The 15,575-nt window shown below is 67.4% G+C and carries 16 protein-coding genes; 4 read left to right on the top strand and 12 right to left on the bottom strand.

The genetic code is table 11. From position 1 onward, the window contains the following. Nucleotides 1–13: 13 nt before the first annotated feature. Complete coding sequence (locus FND50_RS15670; protein WP_260850991.1) at nucleotides 14–322, bottom strand: hypothetical protein; 309 nt, start codon at nucleotides 320–322, stop codon at nucleotides 14–16. Between the two features lie 985 nt (nucleotides 323–1,307). Here FND50_RS15670 and FND50_RS15655 point away from each other — a divergent pair. Next, a complete protein-coding gene (locus FND50_RS15655) occupies nucleotides 1,308–1,448 on the top strand; it encodes a hypothetical protein (RefSeq protein WP_054248028.1) in 141 nt (46 codons plus the stop codon). A gap of 501 nt (nucleotides 1,449–1,949) precedes the next feature. On the opposite strand, the gene FND50_RS15645 is transcribed toward FND50_RS15655, so the two are convergent. Beyond that, nucleotides 1,950–3,395, bottom strand: coding sequence for a DHA2 family efflux MFS transporter permease subunit (locus FND50_RS15645; RefSeq protein WP_144286302.1), 1,446 nt, complete (start codon nucleotides 3,393–3,395; stop codon nucleotides 1,950–1,952). 102 nt (nucleotides 3,396–3,497) lie between these two features. On the opposite strand from FND50_RS15645, the gene FND50_RS15640 reads away from it, so the two are divergent. Both FND50_RS15640 and FND50_RS15635 read left to right on the top strand, forming a co-directional pair. Next, nucleotides 3,498–4,124 carry a TetR/AcrR family transcriptional regulator gene (locus tag FND50_RS15640; RefSeq protein WP_065490564.1) on the top strand — a complete coding sequence of 209 codons (627 nt, stop codon included), beginning with the start codon at nucleotides 3,498–3,500 and terminating at the stop codon, nucleotides 4,122–4,124. A 30-nt stretch (nucleotides 4,125–4,154) separates the two neighbouring features. Further along, entirely contained in the window at nucleotides 4,155–4,802 is a 648-nt protein-coding gene (locus FND50_RS15635; protein WP_043943784.1) for an FHA domain-containing protein, read from the top strand. On the opposite strand, the gene FND50_RS15630 is transcribed toward FND50_RS15635, so the two are convergent. The 6 genes from FND50_RS15630 to FND50_RS15605 all read right to left on the bottom strand — a co-directional run bounded on the left by FND50_RS15630 (nucleotide 4,803) and on the right by FND50_RS15605 (nucleotide 11,210). Then, the gene (locus FND50_RS15630; protein ID WP_005261400.1) at nucleotides 4,803–5,765 is read right to left on the bottom strand and encodes an alpha/beta fold hydrolase; all 963 of its coding nucleotides are present in this window, start codon (nucleotides 5,763–5,765) and stop codon (nucleotides 4,803–4,805) included. A gap of 217 nt (nucleotides 5,766–5,982) precedes the next feature. Continuing rightward, nucleotides 5,983–6,441: an Hsp20/alpha crystallin family protein gene (locus FND50_RS15625; protein ID WP_144286301.1), complete on the bottom strand. Its 459-nt coding sequence runs from the start codon at nucleotides 6,439–6,441 to the stop codon at nucleotides 5,983–5,985. A 267-nt stretch (nucleotides 6,442–6,708) separates the two neighbouring features. After that, a complete protein-coding gene (locus FND50_RS15620) occupies nucleotides 6,709–7,005 on the bottom strand; it encodes a hypothetical protein (RefSeq protein ID WP_005261398.1) in 297 nt (98 codons plus the stop codon). A 122-nt stretch (nucleotides 7,006–7,127) separates the two neighbouring features. Then, nucleotides 7,128–7,529 carry a hypothetical protein gene (locus FND50_RS15615; protein WP_144286300.1) on the bottom strand — a complete coding sequence of 134 codons (402 nt, stop codon included), beginning with the start codon at nucleotides 7,527–7,529 and terminating at the stop codon, nucleotides 7,128–7,130. A gap of 136 nt (nucleotides 7,530–7,665) precedes the next feature. Beyond that, complete coding sequence (locus FND50_RS15610; protein WP_144286299.1) at nucleotides 7,666–9,396, bottom strand: acyl-CoA dehydrogenase family protein; 1,731 nt, start codon at nucleotides 9,394–9,396, stop codon at nucleotides 7,666–7,668. A 68-nt stretch (nucleotides 9,397–9,464) separates the two neighbouring features. Continuing rightward, a complete protein-coding gene (locus FND50_RS15605; RefSeq protein ID WP_144286298.1) occupies nucleotides 9,465–11,210 on the bottom strand; it encodes a proline--tRNA ligase in 1,746 nt (581 codons plus the stop codon). 56 nt (nucleotides 11,211–11,266) lie between these two features. Between FND50_RS15605 and yaaA the strand changes: the two genes are divergently transcribed. Further along, nucleotides 11,267–12,010: a peroxide stress protein YaaA gene (gene yaaA / locus FND50_RS15600; protein WP_144286297.1), complete on the top strand. Its 744-nt coding sequence runs from the start codon at nucleotides 11,267–11,269 to the stop codon at nucleotides 12,008–12,010. A 50-nt stretch (nucleotides 12,011–12,060) separates the two neighbouring features. On the opposite strand, the gene FND50_RS15595 is transcribed toward yaaA, so the two are convergent. The 4 genes from FND50_RS15595 to FND50_RS15580 are packed head-to-tail and all read right to left on the bottom strand — an operon-like array spanning nucleotide 12,061 to nucleotide 15,530. Beyond that, nucleotides 12,061–12,447: a universal stress protein gene (locus tag FND50_RS15595; protein ID WP_144286296.1), complete on the bottom strand. Its 387-nt coding sequence runs from the start codon at nucleotides 12,445–12,447 to the stop codon at nucleotides 12,061–12,063. Then, nucleotides 12,444–14,003: a tripartite tricarboxylate transporter permease gene (locus FND50_RS15590; RefSeq protein WP_144286295.1), complete on the bottom strand. Its 1,560-nt coding sequence runs from the start codon at nucleotides 14,001–14,003 to the stop codon at nucleotides 12,444–12,446. Before FND50_RS15590 ends, FND50_RS15595 begins: the two co-directional genes overlap by 4 nt. A gap of 1 nt (nucleotide 14,004) precedes the next feature. Beyond that, the gene (locus FND50_RS15585) at nucleotides 14,005–14,544 is read right to left on the bottom strand and encodes a tripartite tricarboxylate transporter TctB family protein (RefSeq protein ID WP_144286294.1); all 540 of its coding nucleotides are present in this window, start codon (nucleotides 14,542–14,544) and stop codon (nucleotides 14,005–14,007) included. Then, complete coding sequence (locus tag FND50_RS15580; protein ID WP_144286293.1) at nucleotides 14,541–15,530, bottom strand: tripartite tricarboxylate transporter substrate binding protein; 990 nt, start codon at nucleotides 15,528–15,530, stop codon at nucleotides 14,541–14,543. The genes FND50_RS15585 and FND50_RS15580 overlap by 4 nt, the downstream gene beginning before the upstream one ends. Between the last annotated feature and the right edge of the window lie 45 nt (nucleotides 15,531–15,575).

The following is a 15,575-nucleotide window of genomic DNA, read 5'->3' as shown; positions in this document are numbered from 1 at the left end:
CCGCCTCGCGCGGTCAGTTCACGTCGCGCCGGCGGACGAGCCAGACCGTTCCCAGCGTGAACGCGGCGACGTACCCGGCCAGGAGAAGCACCGACGTGCCGTCGTCGAGGATGTTCAGGACGCCGGGGGTGGTGTCACCGCCGAAGTCGCGGCGCGATCCGGCGAGCGAGCCCGCGGCGGTGCCGGGCAGGACGTCCGTCACCACCGACACGGGGTCCAGGACGGCCGCGACCGCCGTCACCGCCCCGGCGGACCACCGCACGTCGAGGGCTGCGGGATCGTCGTCGGTGGTGACGGCGAGGTTCACGATCCCCAGATCCACACCCACCCAGCCTTCGGCGGTGTCCGGCGGCGGGGCCGGTTCCGGTGCGGGTTCGTCGACGGTGGCGTACAGGCAGAAGTGCCCGTCGCGGTAGACGAGGTCCGTTTCCCCCTCGACCCCGGCCGACCGTAGTTTCCGTTGGTCAGGTTCGCCTGCCGGGTGGCGTACGCGTCGCCAACTTCCCGCAGAACATGCAACGCCGGCTCCGCCGACAGCCCCCGCGTCTTCACCATCGGATACAGCGCGACCTGCAACGCCCGCCGCGACCGCAGTCTCCTCGACTGAGCCACCCCGGCAACCTCGTTGGCAACCTCATTGCACAACACCATCGTCGACTCCAGCGCCGCAAACTGATCAGCAGTGGGTACGAGCTTGACCACCACAATCCGTTTCACCTCGCACCCACCGCCTCCCCCAGCCGACTAGCCTTCACCGACCCGATGTGTGAATAGAGCATGACAGAGGGGTCCGACAAGTCCCGGGGGCAACTCTTACTGAATACGATGGCGAAACCATCACGTGCACCTACTGATCCACCCACAGTGCAACTCTGCGCGTTGGTCAACAGCCTCACAGGCGTGTCCACCCGCCGTCTACGGCAAGCGTTCCCCGGACGCAAATGCGAAAACCTGTGGAGCAACCACTTCTGTTCGCCCGCAAGCACATCGACGGCCGACCCGCCGCGAGCGACGCACACGGCGCCGGCTTCCCGTCACGGTCTTGCTCGTCGTGCTGGCCGTCACGATGCTCTACGTAGCCCGGGGTTACAGGTACGGTCCGGTGTTCCTCTCGCTCGTGGTCGCGCTTCTCTGCGCCATGACTGCCGGGTCCCGATGGCGCACCTACCCGGTCCTTGCGATCGGCTACGTCCGGATCGTCTTCACCGTGCCGGCTGCGCAGTCTGCCGAGTCGCCGTCGCTGTGCGTCCTCACGGGTATCGCGGCCTGGCTGATGCTCCCTCCCCGCCGCCGCGATCATCCGGCAGATGCGCGGGACACTCGACGCCCGCCGGCAACGTGCCGAGGCGGCGGAATGCAGCGCCCTGGACGAGCAGTGTCGATGCGCCAGCAGGGAGCGCCTCGCGATCGCCCGCAAACTGCACGATGTTCTCGCACACAGCCTCTAACTGATCACGTGCAGGCCTCGGTCTCACTCGAGCTGTGGGACAGCGGACCCGAAAGGTCCCAGGAAGAGCTGTCCACGATCAAGTTCACGAGCCGCGACGCGATCGGCAACGTCCACGCGCTGTTGTCGTCACTGCGGGTTTCGGCGAGGACAGCCCGTCGATCGCGCCCATCGCACGGATTCGGGACCTGGACGGTGTGGTCGAATGCACCCGTGCCGTGGGTCTAGCGGTGACGAAGCCCTTCGGCCGATCGGCCGATTCGGCTCACCGAGTCGCTGATCGGCTTCGGCGAACACACCGCCCCGGTACTCGCGGTCGAGTATGGGTGTGACCCAGCTCGTCGGGGCGGTGACGTCGGATTTCCGGCGTGGGACGCCCGCCAGGTCACGCAGGTGCGGCGAGTACGCCGTTCCCGGCGAACTCGCCGATGCGTTCCTCCCTGCCCTGGAACTGATGCGGGCCCGGACCTCACGGTCCGGGCCCGCCCGCATTCCGGCAGGGTCACGTCGACGCCAGGACCGCCTTCGATCGTCCCGGCATGAGGGCGGCGGCGACGACCGCGACCGCCACGAATCCGGCTCCCACGTACAGGGCGGGCGCGAGGGCGTCGATGTATCCCGTCGGCGTCAGACTGCCGCCCGCACCGAGGAACACCGCGGTCAGGAGCGCGATCCCCAGCGCGACGCCGATCTCACGGAGCGTTGCGTTGGTCGAACTGGCTGTGCCGTGGTCGGCCTCGGGCATGTCGGCGAGGACGGCGGTCGCGTTGGGGGCGAACGTCAAACCCATCCCTGCGCCCGCCATCACGAACGCCGGAATCATGCTGCCGTACGTGGCGCCGGGGACGATGAGCGACGCCATCCAGAGCAGCGACAACCCCTGCAGGACCAGTCCGGTGACGAGGAGGGTCCGGACTCCCAGCCGCGGCGCGAGCAGGCCTGCGATCGGCGCCACCAGCATAGGTGCGGCCGTCCACGGCAGGGTCCGCAGGCCGGCCTCGAACGGTGAGTACCCCATGACGATCTGGAGGTACTGCGACAGGAGGAAGACGGCGCCCATCATTCCCAGCGTGAACGTCAGCCCGATCACGTTGGCCAGGGAGAACTGCCGGGACCGGAACAGCCGCAGCGGCATCACGGGGAAGGGGGTGCGCAACTCGCGCACTACGAACGCCGCGAGCAGCACCGCCGATGCGACGAGAGCACCGAGCACCGTGGCGCTGGTCCAGCCCTCGTCGTTGCCGTGCACGATGCCCCAGACTCCGAGGAACACGGCGGCTCCGGCCAGGACGACGCCGAGCGGATCCAGCGGCTGCCGCTTTCCCTTCGACTCGCCGAGCGCGTAGAGCGCCAACGGGATCGCGACCGCTGCGACGGGGACGTTGATCCAGAACACGGCCTGCCACGACACCCCGTCGACGACGGCGCCGCCGACCACGGGGCCGAGGGCAACGCCCAGTCCGGAGACGCCGCCCCAGATCCCGATGGCGAGCGCGCGTTTGGCGAGCGGCACGGCACCGGCGAGGAGGGTGAGGGAGAGCGGCATGATCGCTGCCGCGCCGACGCCCTGGACGGCGCGCGCGGCGATCAGCATCTCGGAGGTGGTCGACAGGGCCGACGCGATCGACGCCAGCGCGAAGAGCACTATGCCCCACAGAAATACACGGCGACGGCCGAGGCGGTCGCCCAGCGCGGACAGCGTCAGCATCAACGTCGCGAAGGCGAGCGTGTAGGCGTTCATGAACCACTGCAACTGCCCCACCGACGCGCCGAGGTCGCGCTGGATCACCGGGAGGGCGCTGGTCATCACCAGATTGTCGAGTGTGGCCATGAACATCGGTATCGAGGCGGCGACGATCGCCAGCCATACCGGCACCCGCCGGCCGCGGCCCCACCCGGGGGGAGGCGCCGCCGATTCGTGTTCCAGGCGTTCGGAGACTGTCGTCATGACGGGTCCTCGCATCCGGGTCGTGAGCACGGGAAGAAGAAGTTGTAAGCATCAGATGATTACTTATTTCGAAGACTAGTAATCGACTGATAACATGTCAACATGGCATCGCCCGTGAAACAGACCCGCATGAGCGCGACCGAACGTCGCGAACTCGTACTGGCCGCGGCCTCCCGCGCATTCGCCAGGGACGGCTATCACGGCACCAGCACCGACGCCGTCGCACGCGAGGCCGGGGTGTCCCAGCCCTACGTGGTGCGCATGTTCGGTTCGAAGTCACGGCTGTTCGCCGACGTCTTCGACCGCGCGATGCGTCGGATCATGGACACCTTCGAGCCGCACTTCGACGATGTCGCCGCGGACCCCGAGAACGACGAGTCGTGGCTCCCGATGGGCATCGCGTACACCGAACTGCTCGAGGACCGCGACCTCCTGCTCGTGATGATGCACGGCTTCACGTCCGGCGCGAACCCGGAGATCGGCGCGCTGGCCCGCGACTGGATGTCCCGGCTCTACACGCAGATCCGAACGCGCACCGGGTGCAGCCCCGAACAGGCCCGCACCTTCATCGCCAACGGAATGCTGCTCAACACCCTGCTCGCCATGCAGGTACCCGAGCACGCCGGGCAGGATCCGGCGCTCGAGGAGCTCGCCGTGTGCGCGTTCGGCAACGCCCTGGACGCCGCGGGCTCCGAGAACGCATCCGAGATCGGGGATTTCCGCTCTTGATCTTGCTCATCGGACACAGGGCGGGGCACGATGGAAGCGTGCGGAAGGGGCGTCGCCGTGGACCGAGCCGTTGAGTCTCGACTGAGCTATTCCGACCGGGAGGGTCACCACCACACCGTGGACCTCTCCCCCGCTTCCGCGCGCGTCACGATCGGACGGTCGCCCGGTTCCGATCTGCTCCTCACCGAGGACGACGAGGTCTCGCGGCTCCATGCCGTCCTCGAATGCGTCGGCTCGCACTGGACCATCCTCGACGACGGGCTCTCCCGCAACGGCACGTTCGTCAACGGCGAACGGCTGGCGGGGCGTCGACGGCTCCGCCAGGGCGACAGCATCCGCATCGGCGGGACGAAGATCCGGTACCTGGAATTCGGCGGTTCTCTCGACGAGGCCACCCGGATGGGAACCGACATGCCCGAGGTCCGGTCCCTCACCGACACCCAGCGCGCGGTCCTCACGGCGCTGTGCCGGCCGTACAAGCACGGCGCCGCATTCGCGAATCCCGCGTCGAATCAGCAGATCGCCCAGGAACTGTTTCTCAGTGTCGACGCGATCAAGACTCATCTCCGGGCGTTGTTCGCGAAATTCGGCGTCGGCGATCTCCCGCAGAATCAGAAGCGGGTCAGCCTGGCCGAACGGGCCATGCGCAGCGGCATCATCAACGAGCGCGATCTCTGATCAGCCGACGGCCATCAGTTCGCGGTCGAAAGCGGCGGTCTCACCGTGCGCGATGCGCTCGACGAGGCCGATGATCGCGAGGGCGACGTCGGCGGCGCGCTCGAGGATTACCGAGTGCCCGGCTCCGTCGACGCTCACGAGTTCCGAAGCGGGGAGCTTCGAGGCCATGGCGACCGAATGCTGGAACGGGGTGAGCATGTCCACCGAGCCGCACAGAATCAGCGACGGAATGTGAGCGAGTGCGGCCAGGGAGTGCCGCTCGTCGAACCCGAGCAGGGATTCGAGGAAACTCGACATGGTGACGACGGACGTCGTGTTGACCATGGCCGAGACCAGAGCGGCAAGCCTCGGATCGACGGCCCGGTTGCGGGCGCTCGCCGCGCGGGCAATCGCCGTGCAGACGGTGCGTCCCACTCGCTTCGATCCGTGCACGACCCGGGGTGCCCGGCGCACCGCGGTGCGGAACAGCGACACCGCGGGGCTACGCAGGTGACGACCGAGACCGGCCTCGGCGAGATCGAACGCCGCAGTGGAGATCAGGGCCATGCCGACGATCCGCGAACCGATCGTGTGCGGGTTCTGCCGCGTGTACGACAGCGCGGTCATCCCGCCCATCGAGTGCCCGATGAGGACGACCGGACCATGCGGTGCGACGGCGTCGAGCACGGAGCCGAGGTCGCGGCCGAGCTGATCGATCGTGTAGGTGGCGGCCGGCGCCTCCCCCGACTCTCCGTGTCCGCGGTGATCGTAGAAGACCATACGAACATCGTTGCGCCAGAAACGAACCAGCTGTTCACGCAGTGCCCACCAGGATTCGGTGCGCAGGCAGTGACCGTGAACGAACACCACGGTGGTGGCTGCGTCGGGCGAACCGAACTCGCGAACCGCCAGCGCGATCCCGTCGTCGGTCCGAACCGTGAGGCGACGGCCCTCGTGCTCGTGTGCAACCGGGGTGTTCGTCATGATGGCCTCCTCGGTTTCTTCGCTCGCGGCTGGTAAAGCGTTACGTTCTTGCTTGTCCTCTACTGTGCCGCGCACGGTCCGACCCGACCAGGACCCCCAGTGGTGGCCGGTGCACCCGGAGGTGTTGTGCTTTCCACCCCTGGGGTGGGTGGACGCGGGCACGCCGAAGCCCCCTCGGCGAGGGGGCTTCCGCACAGCAGATGTTCCCGCCGCAGCGTCAGGTCGTCTCGCTCGCGGGACCCGCCTCGATCGTGCGATGCTCACCGGTTCCGAGGCTGGAGACCTCGATCCGCCGCGGCTTCGCCCGTTCGGCGAGCGGGATTGTCACGCTCAGGACACCGTTCTCGTAGGACGCCGAAATGCGGTCGGGGTCGACGCCGTCGCCGAGCGACAGCTGGCGCCGGAACGTTCCGCTGAACCGCTCGGAGGCGATCCATTGCACGTTTTCCTCGGACGGCGCGGTGCGATGAGCCGTCAAGGTGAGCGTGCCGTTGTCGACACTGACGTCGACGGAACCGGGATCGACGCCCGGCAGGTCGGCGTGCAGGACGTAGTGGTCGTCGACCTTGTACAGATCCATCGGCATGAATCGTGGGACCCGCGCGGTTCCGGATTCCGTGCCGAGGAGACTCTTGGTCATGGATTCGAGGTCATTGAAAGGATCGAAGCGAAGCACAGCAACACACCTCCTGCATCACTCGAGGCGCCCGCCACCCCGACGGGCAGCCAGATTCACTGTGCATCGCTAATTTAGCACTCGACACCCGAGAGTGCCAGTTCGGGAGGACCCTGGAATCTTCGCCTTGTGAGGTCCGGTTCCGGGGTCCTCGCCGCGACGTACCGACCGGTCCGGGCCGCTCGCGACTGGAGGGTATTCTCCGCTGCCACTTCAGAATGCGGTGCACGGACCGACGCGACCAGGCACCCTGGGGTGCGAATCCCGTCACCCCCAGGGTTGCCCCTGGCCGCCGCCGAAGTCGTAGCCGCCGACGCTCGCTCCGTCCGGACCGGCGTTGATGCCGTCGATCGCGATCACGGTGCCGACAGCCGCTCCGCCGATCGTCACGGTGCCGCCCTGAGGGTTCTGTCCGGGCGCGAGGTTGCTCACGGACGGGTCGTCGGCGGGGGCGTCGGGTGCCGCCGACGCGATGCCGGCGCCTGCGGCGAGGACGAAGAATGCGGCGGCGACGGTGGCACCCGTGCGCGTCAGAGCAGTGGTGAAGTCGAAGGACATCGACATGAAAGAACCTTTCACAGTGTGTGGTGCCGGGGAGGCGGCGTGGGCAGTACTGACGCCGAGGGGCCGGCACCCGCGGGTGGCGGCCCCTCGAACTTCAGGAAGATCGCGCAGTCACGACGCGGTCAGATGCAGAAGATGAACGAGCAGTTTTCTGTGCTGTCCCCGGCGCCCGCGCCGCCGGCGCCACCCGCACCACCGGTGGCAGGACCACCGTTTCCACCGTTGCCGCCGTTGGCGTTGCCGCCGTTGGCGTTGCCGCCGTTGCCGACGTTCGTGTTGACCGTTGCACCGTCTCCGACCGCTGCGCCACCGATGATGACGCCGCCGGAGTTGTCGACGTTGCCATTTGCGGAGCCGCCGTTGGCACTACCGCCTGCGCCGCCGGCGCCGCCCTGCGAACTACCCGGAGCCCCAGCACCGCCGGCTCCACCAGCGGGGTCGGCCGAGGCGATTCCTGCTCCGGCAGTGAGGGCGAAGCCCGCGATGGCGAGAGCGGAAAGGGTGCGCTTGAGGGTGTGTGTCATGTGTGGATCTTTCTGTGGGGGTGTGGTTTTGCTTGCCACATAAGAATGCGCCGATCGGACCCACCCGACCAGGTACCCCAGGGGGCGCAACCGGCACCCCGAGGGATGACGCCACCCCACCCCCGTAGTGCCGTGTCTACGGCCGCATTTCGTAGGCGCCGTCGTAGTTCTCCACCTGCGCCCACACCCGCGAGAACCGCTCCGCGTCGACCACCGGGCGGCGTATCGCGCCGAGCGCCCACTTCTGCTGCGCCTCGGTGGCAGACGATTTGCCGTGCAGCGCAACGGCATAACCGGAGAAATCGCGGATCTGGAAATCGAAGATCTGGTCGATCAGATCGCGGTCGACGCCGGTGATCGCGGCCTGCTCGAGAATCAGGTGCCCGTAGACCACGAGCGAGAACAAGTGCCCGAGGTCGAGCAGGAAGTCGAGATCCTTCTGCTGGGCCGCGTCGGGCGGGGCGGTGGTGAGCAGTTCCCTCAGCGCGGTCGCCTGCTCGTGGAAGCGAGCCACGTTGGGGACGGCCGAGTGCGCCTCGTAGGTCTTCGTCCAGTCGTGGAACTGAATCTTGCCGGCACCGCGGGTCGGGCCCTGGGCCCAGAAGAACGCATCGTCGGCGGCGTCGAGCCGGGTGCCGATCTCCGGGTGCTCCGCCGGGTTGAGCAGGTAGTTCGGCATGAACTTGAGGATCAGGCCGACGTTGACGTGCACGGTGCCCTCGAGCTTCGGCAGAGTGCCGATCAGCTGGGCGGCCTCGCGGAAGTAGGTGTTCTTCTCGTAGCCCTTCGCCGCGATCACGTCGTGCAGCAGCGCGATCACCTTCTCTCCTTCGGAGGTGACCTTCGCCTTCGTCATCGGGTTGAACAGCAGGTACCGGCGATCGTCGAGACTCGCGCTGCGGAAGTAGTCGACGGAGCGTGCGCTGAACAGCTTCATCGCGATCAGCCGGCTGTAGGCGTCGACGAAGTTTCCGCGCACGTGCGCGAAGTCGGTGACGGGGTTGCCGTACAGAATCCTGTTGTGCGCGTGGGTGATCGACTCGTAGAACGCGTGCTCGGAGATCCCGATGGATCCTGTGCACAAGTTGAACTTGCCGACGTTGACCGTGTTGAGCGCCGCCTCGAACGCGGCCACCCCCGTGTGGAGAATGTCCTCTTCCCGCACCGGGTAGCCCTCGAGCCGGAACGTGCTGACGTACATCTGGCCGTGCACCACATTGCCCTGCAGGTGGTAGGCCGGGTGGCGGCTGTCCGCGACGAAGAAGACGTACCCGTCGCTGCCCTCCACATCGGTGCGCCTGCCGAACACCGACACCATGCCCGCGACGTTGCCGTTGCCGATGTAGTACTTGTCGCCGCTCGCGGTGAACGCCAGATCCGGGTCGTTGTCGGCGGGGGTCAGCAGCATGTCCGTCGAGTAGACGTCCGCGCCGTGCTCTTTCTCCGACAGACCGAACGCCAGCACCCCGCCGTCGTCGAGGAGCGTCGCTGCCCGTTCCTTCGCGGCGCGGTTCCCGCTCATCCAGATGGGGCCGAGACCCAGGATGGTCACCTGCCACGCGTACCAGTACGCGAGACCGTAGAAACCGAAGATCTCACTGAGGGCGGCGTTGCGTGCGGCATCCCAGCGCTTGTCCGGATCGCCGCCCGCCAGGTCGGCGGGGGTGAGGAACTTCGCGAACAGCTTCTCCCGTTTCACGAACTCCAGGAAGTCGTCGGGCCATACGGCCTCGAGATCGTCCTCGAGCAGCCGCTTCTTGCCCCGCGACTCGAACCACTCGATCAGCGCCCGCAGCAGTCTGCGCGTCTCCGGATCGAAATGCTCGGGATCGTAGGAGGTCGGATCGAACAGCAGGGAATTCGTCACAGCAGGCCTTTCGTCCGGACGTGTCAGGCCAAGCTAACAGTCCGGACGAAAGGCGTGGGGCGGTTTGATCAGCCCCTGACGGTCTCGACGATCTCGCTCAGCGCGGACTCGGCGGCAACCTCGCGGCTCTCGCCGGTGAAGCGGTCGCGGACCTCCACCTTGCCCTCGCCCCAGCCGCGGCCGACGACCACGACGAGCGGGACACCGAGCAGTTCGGAGTCCTTGAACTTCACGCCGGGCGACGCCTTGCGATCGTCGAGGATCACCTCGAGACCGGCCTTGTCGAGCTCGGCGGCGAGTCCCTCGGCGCCTTCCCGGGCGGTCTCGTCCTTGTTGGCGATCACCACGTGCACGTCGGCGGGCGACACCTCGGCCGGCCAGCGGAGGCCCTTCTCGTCGTGGTGCTGTTCCGCGATCACGGCGACGAGGCGGGAGACGCCCACGCCGTAGGAGCCCATCGTCGGGCGGACGGGCTTGCCGTTCTCGCCGAGCACGTCCACGGAGAACACGTCGGTGTACTTGCGGCCGAGCTGGAAGACGTGACCGATCTCGATGCCCCGGGCCGCGACGAGCGCACCGGCTCCGTCAGGGGACGGGTCGCCGTCGCGGACCTCAGCGGCCTCGATGGTGCCGTCCGGGGTGAAGTCGCGGCCCGCGACGAGCCCCACCACGTGCTTGCCCTTCTCATCGGCTCCGGTGATCCAGCTGGTGCCGTCCACGATTCGGGGGTCGACGAGGTAGCGAACTCCGTTGGCCTGCAGCGCCTTCGGTCCGACGTATCCCTTGACCAGGAAGGGGTTGGCCGCGAAGTCGGCCTCGGTGAGCAGTTCGAACTCCGCGGGCTCGAGGGAGGCGCCGAGACGCTTGTCGTCCACCTCACGGTCGCCAGGAACGCCGATGCCGAGCAGTTCCCACTTGCCACCGGGCTGCCGGGTCTTGACGAGGATGTTCTTCAGCGTGTCCGCGGCGGTAACAGTCCTGCCCAGGTCGGCGCCGTTGGCCCACTCGACGAGCGTCGCGATCGTGGGGGTGTCCGGGGTGTCGTACACCTTCGCGGCGGGCAGTCCGTCGAACGGCACCGGCTCGGGAGCCAGGGTCTTCACGGCCTCGACGTTGGCGGCGTAACCCGACTCGAGGCAGCGGACGTAGGTGTCCTCACCGATCTCGCTCTCCGCGAGGAACTCCTCCGATGCGCTGCCGCCCATCGCACCGGACGTCGCCGACACGATCACGTACTTGACGCCGAGCCGGCTGAAGATCCGCTCGTAGGCGTCGCGATGCGCCCGGTACGACTCGGTGAGTCCCTCGTCGGTGAGGTCGAAGGAGTACGAGTCCTTCATGACGAACTCGCGGCCGCGGAGAATGCCTGCCCGCGGGCGCTCCTCGTCGCGGTACTTGGTCTGCACCTGGTACAGGGTGACCGGGAAATCCTTGTACGAGTTGTACTCGCCCTTGACGGTGAGCGCGAACAGTTCCTCGTGGGTGGGGCCGAGCAGGTAGTCGCCGCCCTTGCGGTCCTTCAGCCGGAACAGTCCGTCGCCGTACTCGGTCCAGCGGTTGGACGCCTCGTACGGTTCGCGCGGCAGGAGCGCGGGCAGGGAGATCTCCTGGGCACCGATGCCGTTCATCTCTTCCCGCACCACCCGCTCGACCTCACGCAGCACGCGCAGACCCAGCGGCAACCACGAGTAGACGCCGGGCGCGATGCGACGCACATAACCGGCGCGGACCAGCAGCTTGTGGCTGGGGACCTCGGCGTCGGCGGGGTCGTCGCGCAGAGTGCGGAGGAACAGGTGGGACAGGCGGGTAATCACGGGATACCAGAATAGTCGGCTGGGACGGGGACGGGCGCGTCGGTAGGGTTTCGTGCGTGCTGGTGCTAATTCCTCCCTCCGAAACCAAGTCCGACGGCGGCGCCGACGCGCCCCTCGACCTGGCCGAGCTGTCGATGCCGCAGCTCACCGAAACCCGCGAAGTGCTGGTCCAGGCGCTGGTCGCGCTGGCGGCAGACGGGGAGGCGTCGCAGCTCGCGCTCGGCCTCGGCCCCACCCAGGCCGACGAGATCGAGCGCAACGCCAAACTATGGGTCTCCCCCACCCGGCCCGCACTCGAGCGCTACACCGGTGTGCTGTTCGACGCGCTCGACGCGAAGTCGTTCACCACGGCGCAGAAGTCCAAGGCGCTGTCGCGGCTGGCAATGGGGTCCGCGCTGTTCGGTGCTGTGCGCGCGGGTGACCTGATCCCCGCCTACCGATTGTCGGGCGGATCCAAGATCCCGGGGCTGGGCACTCTCCGCGCGTTGTGGAAACCGGAACTGAGCCGGGCGATCGCCGCGGAATCGGACGGCCTCGTCGTCGACCTGCGGTCGGGGACGTACCAGCAACTCGGACCGATCCCCGAGGCCGTGATCGCCACCGTCCTCACCGAGAAGCCGGACGGCACCCGCACCGTCGTCAGTCATTTCAACAAACACCACAAGGGTCTGCTGGCGCGCGCGCTCACCGTCTCCCGCGCCGAACCCCAGGACGTGCGCGGGGTGGCGCGGGTGGCGTCGAAGGCGGGCCTGCGCGTCGAGGTGGCGTCGGACCGCGAGCTGATCATCCTCACCGACTGACCTGTGAGTACTTATTAACCGCCGGCGGTTAATAAGTACTCACAGGGGCTTTATTCGGGCTTGACTGCCAGGACCGGTTTGCGGCAGGACAGCAGCAGGCGCTGGGCGGTGCTGCCCATCAGGAGCTTCCCGACCGGGGTGCGGTCGCGGATGCCGATCACGAGCAGTTCCGCGCTGGGCGCCGTCATGGCCTCGAGAATCACGTCGACGGTCTCGTCTCCCACGATCTGCCGGACCTCGTGGGAGACCCCGCTCGCGGCCAGCTTGCCTTCGAGTTCCTCCAGGTGAGCGTTGTCGGCGAACGACTGGTCGGCGAGGGAGTCGCCCTTCGACGTGTTGATCACGAGCAGCGACGTACCGCGCAGCTGCGCCTCCGCGACGCCGTGTTCGAGGGCCGCCGCTCCGAACTGGTCGGGGGTGTATCCGACGACGATCATGCGTGTGCCTTCTCTCTGGTGTCGGTGGAGTCGCCACCGGCCGGTCCGTCGGGGAAATCGGGTGCCGCGACGGGGTAGTGCGCGCGGACGACCTTGACGACGAGGGGGGCGATGAGGAGCACTGCGATCACGATATAGACGATGATCGCGACGGGCTCGGTGAACAAACTGCCCCAGTCGCCGCCACCGAGCTGCAGACTCTGCCGCAGTTGCCGTTCGATGCGCGGTCCGAGGATGACGCCGATGATCAACGGCAGCACCGGCAGCCCGAACCTCCGCATCATCAGACCCATCAGCCCGAACGTCAGCAGCAGTGCGAGGTCGAGCCACTGGAGGTTGACGGCGAACGCGCCCAGCGCGGCGAAGAACAGGATGCCGGCGTAGAGGTAGGGGCGCGGCGTGCGGAGCAGCTTCGCCCACAGCGGTGCGAGCGGAAGGTTGAGCACCAGGAGCAGGAAGTTGCCGATGAACAGGCTCGCGATCAGCGTCCAGATCAGCAGCGGCTCCTTCTCGAACAGTGTCGGTCCCGGCTGGATTCCGTATGACACGAATGCCGTCAGCATGACCGCGGCCGTGGCGTTGGTCGGCAGGCCCAGCGACAGCATCGGCACGAGTGTGCCCGCCGCGGACGCGTTGTTAGCGGCCTCGGGACCGGCGACACCTTCGATGGCGCCCTTGCCGAATTCGTCCTTGTGCTTCGACAGCTTCTTCTCGGTGATGTAGGAGAGGAAGGTGGGCAGTTCGGCACCGCCTGCGGGAAGTGCGCCGAACGGGAACCCGTAGGCGGTGCCCCGCAACCACGGCTTCCACGAACGCTTCCAGTCGCTCTTGCCCATCCACGGCCTGCCGACGGGAATGACCTCGGCCGGCTTGCGGCGGAGGTGAGCGGCCACCCAGAGGGCCTCACCGAGTGCGAACACCGCGACCGCGACGACGACGATGTCGATCCCGTCGGACAGCTGCGGGATGCCGAACGTGGCACGCGGCTGGCCGGTGAGGAAGTCGATGCCGACCAACCCGATCGCGAGACCGAGCAGCAGGGAGATGCATCCGCGGAGCTTCGAGGTTCCGAGGACGGCCGTGACGGCCACGAGGGCGAGCAGCATGATAGCGAGGTAGGACGGGGCGCCAAGGGTGACCGCGAAACTCGACACCATGGGCGCGAACAGCACCAGGAGCATCGTGCCTATCGACCCGGCGACGAACGACCCGATCGCGGCGGTCGCCAGGGCCTGCGCGGCCCTGCCGGCTTTCGCCATCTTGTTGCCCTCGATCGCCGTGATCACCGACGACGACTCCCCCGGCGTGTTCAGCAGGATCGACGTCGTCGACCCGCCGTACATGCCGCCGTAGTAGATGCCGGCGAACATGATGAACGCTGCGCTCGGGCTGACGTTGTAGGTGACGGGAAGCAGGAGTGCCACGGTCATGGCCGGTCCGATGCCCGGGAGGACGCCGACCGCCGTGCCGAGAAGGACGCCGATGCACGCGTAGAGCAGATTCATGGGGGTGGCTGCTTGCTCGAACCCCTGCAGCAGCCAGTTCAGATTGTCCATGTCAGAGAATTCCGTCCAGAATGCCTGCGGGCAGCGGTATTCCGAGCCCGACGTAGAACACGTAGAAGCTGCCGAATCCGAGCACGGCCCCGATGGCGATGTTCCGCACCCAGTGCCGGCTGCCCAGAATGGTTGCGGCCCCGGCGAACAGGATGGTGCCGATGATCGCCCAGCCCAGGAAGTCGACGAGCGCGATGGTCACCACGAACAACCCGACGAGCAGGCCCACCGTCTTCCAGTCACCCGGGGATTCCGGATCGACGTCTTCGCCGCTGTCGGCTTCCCCGGTCGAGCCCCTCACGATCGCGACGGCGAGCACCACGGCGAAGACCAGCAATCCCCCACCGATGACGAGCGGGAACAGTCGCGGACCCACCGGGTCGACCTTCGCGAAGCCGTCGCTGAGCGACAGTGCGTCGATGATGAGGAACACCCCGATCACGGCCATCACCGCGCAGACGATGAACTGTGCGTAGTCCCTACGCTTCGGCGCCGGCGCCGTGTCCGTGGAAACGGCGGACGGTTCTGCGGGCGCGGTCATGTCAGCCCCAATTCGGCCAGGGTGGACGAGACCCGCTCGTCCTGGTCCCGGAGGAACTGCTCGAACTCCGGTCCCGTCGTGAAGGCGTCACTCCAACCGTTCTTCACCAGGGCCTCCTTCCATTCCGGTGTGCCGTGCAACTTTTCGAGCGCCTCGACCATGTCGGCCTTGGCACCGTCGGACAGTCCGGGCGGCGCCAGGATTCCCCGCCAGTTGGTGAAGGTGAGGTCCACCCCGGCCTCCGTAAGTGTCGGCGCGTCGATACCCTCGACCCGCTCGTTCCCCGACACCGCGAGGACCCGGACCTGGCCTGCCTCGATCTGGTCGACGTACTCGCCGAGTCCCGACGTGCCCGCGGTGATCTTCTGGCCGAGAAGTGCTGTCAGCAGGTCGCCACCGCCGTCGTAGGACACGTAGTTCACCGCGTTCGGGTCCACTCCGACCGCGCGCGCCGTCTCCATCGGGAACAGGTGATCCGGCCCGCCGGGCGAGGAACCGCCGCCGATGGTGATCGACGCCGGGTCGGCGCGCCATGCGGCCACGAAGTCGTCGATGGTCTGCAACGGTGAATCCGCGGGCACGAGGATGCCCTCCGGCTCCTCGACCACCTTGGCAAGCGCGGTGGCCTCGGACACGCGTGCGGTGGATCCGTTGGTGTAGCCGGCGCCGACGACGCCCAGGCCCATCATCATCATGAGGTCGTCGTTGCCGGCCTCGTTCATCAGCCTGGCCATCGCGACCGTTCCACCTGCGCCGATCACGTTGAAGACCTCGACGCGTCCGGTGATGCCCTCGTCTTCCATGATCTTCACCGCAGTCCGCGCCGTGAGGTCGTAGCCGCCGCCTGGACTGTTCGGAACCATCATCCGCACCCTGTGCAGGCCCTCGTCCTCGCCGCGGGTGACCCCGCAGCCGGCCACGAGGAGGCCTACGAGCGCGAGCAGGAGCAGCGCGCGTACCCTGCTCCCGCTACCTGTTCTCGACATCGTTCCTCATTTCGCCATGAATGTAATCTCACGCAATACTGAACC

It is taken from the genome of Rhodococcus sp. WB9 (genome assembly GCF_007558985.1).
Lineage (GTDB): Bacteria > Actinomycetota > Actinomycetes > Mycobacteriales > Mycobacteriaceae > Rhodococcus_F > Rhodococcus_F opacus.
The sequence above is the reverse complement of the archived record's forward strand: the minus strand, read 5'-3'. Positions and strand labels throughout refer to the sequence as shown.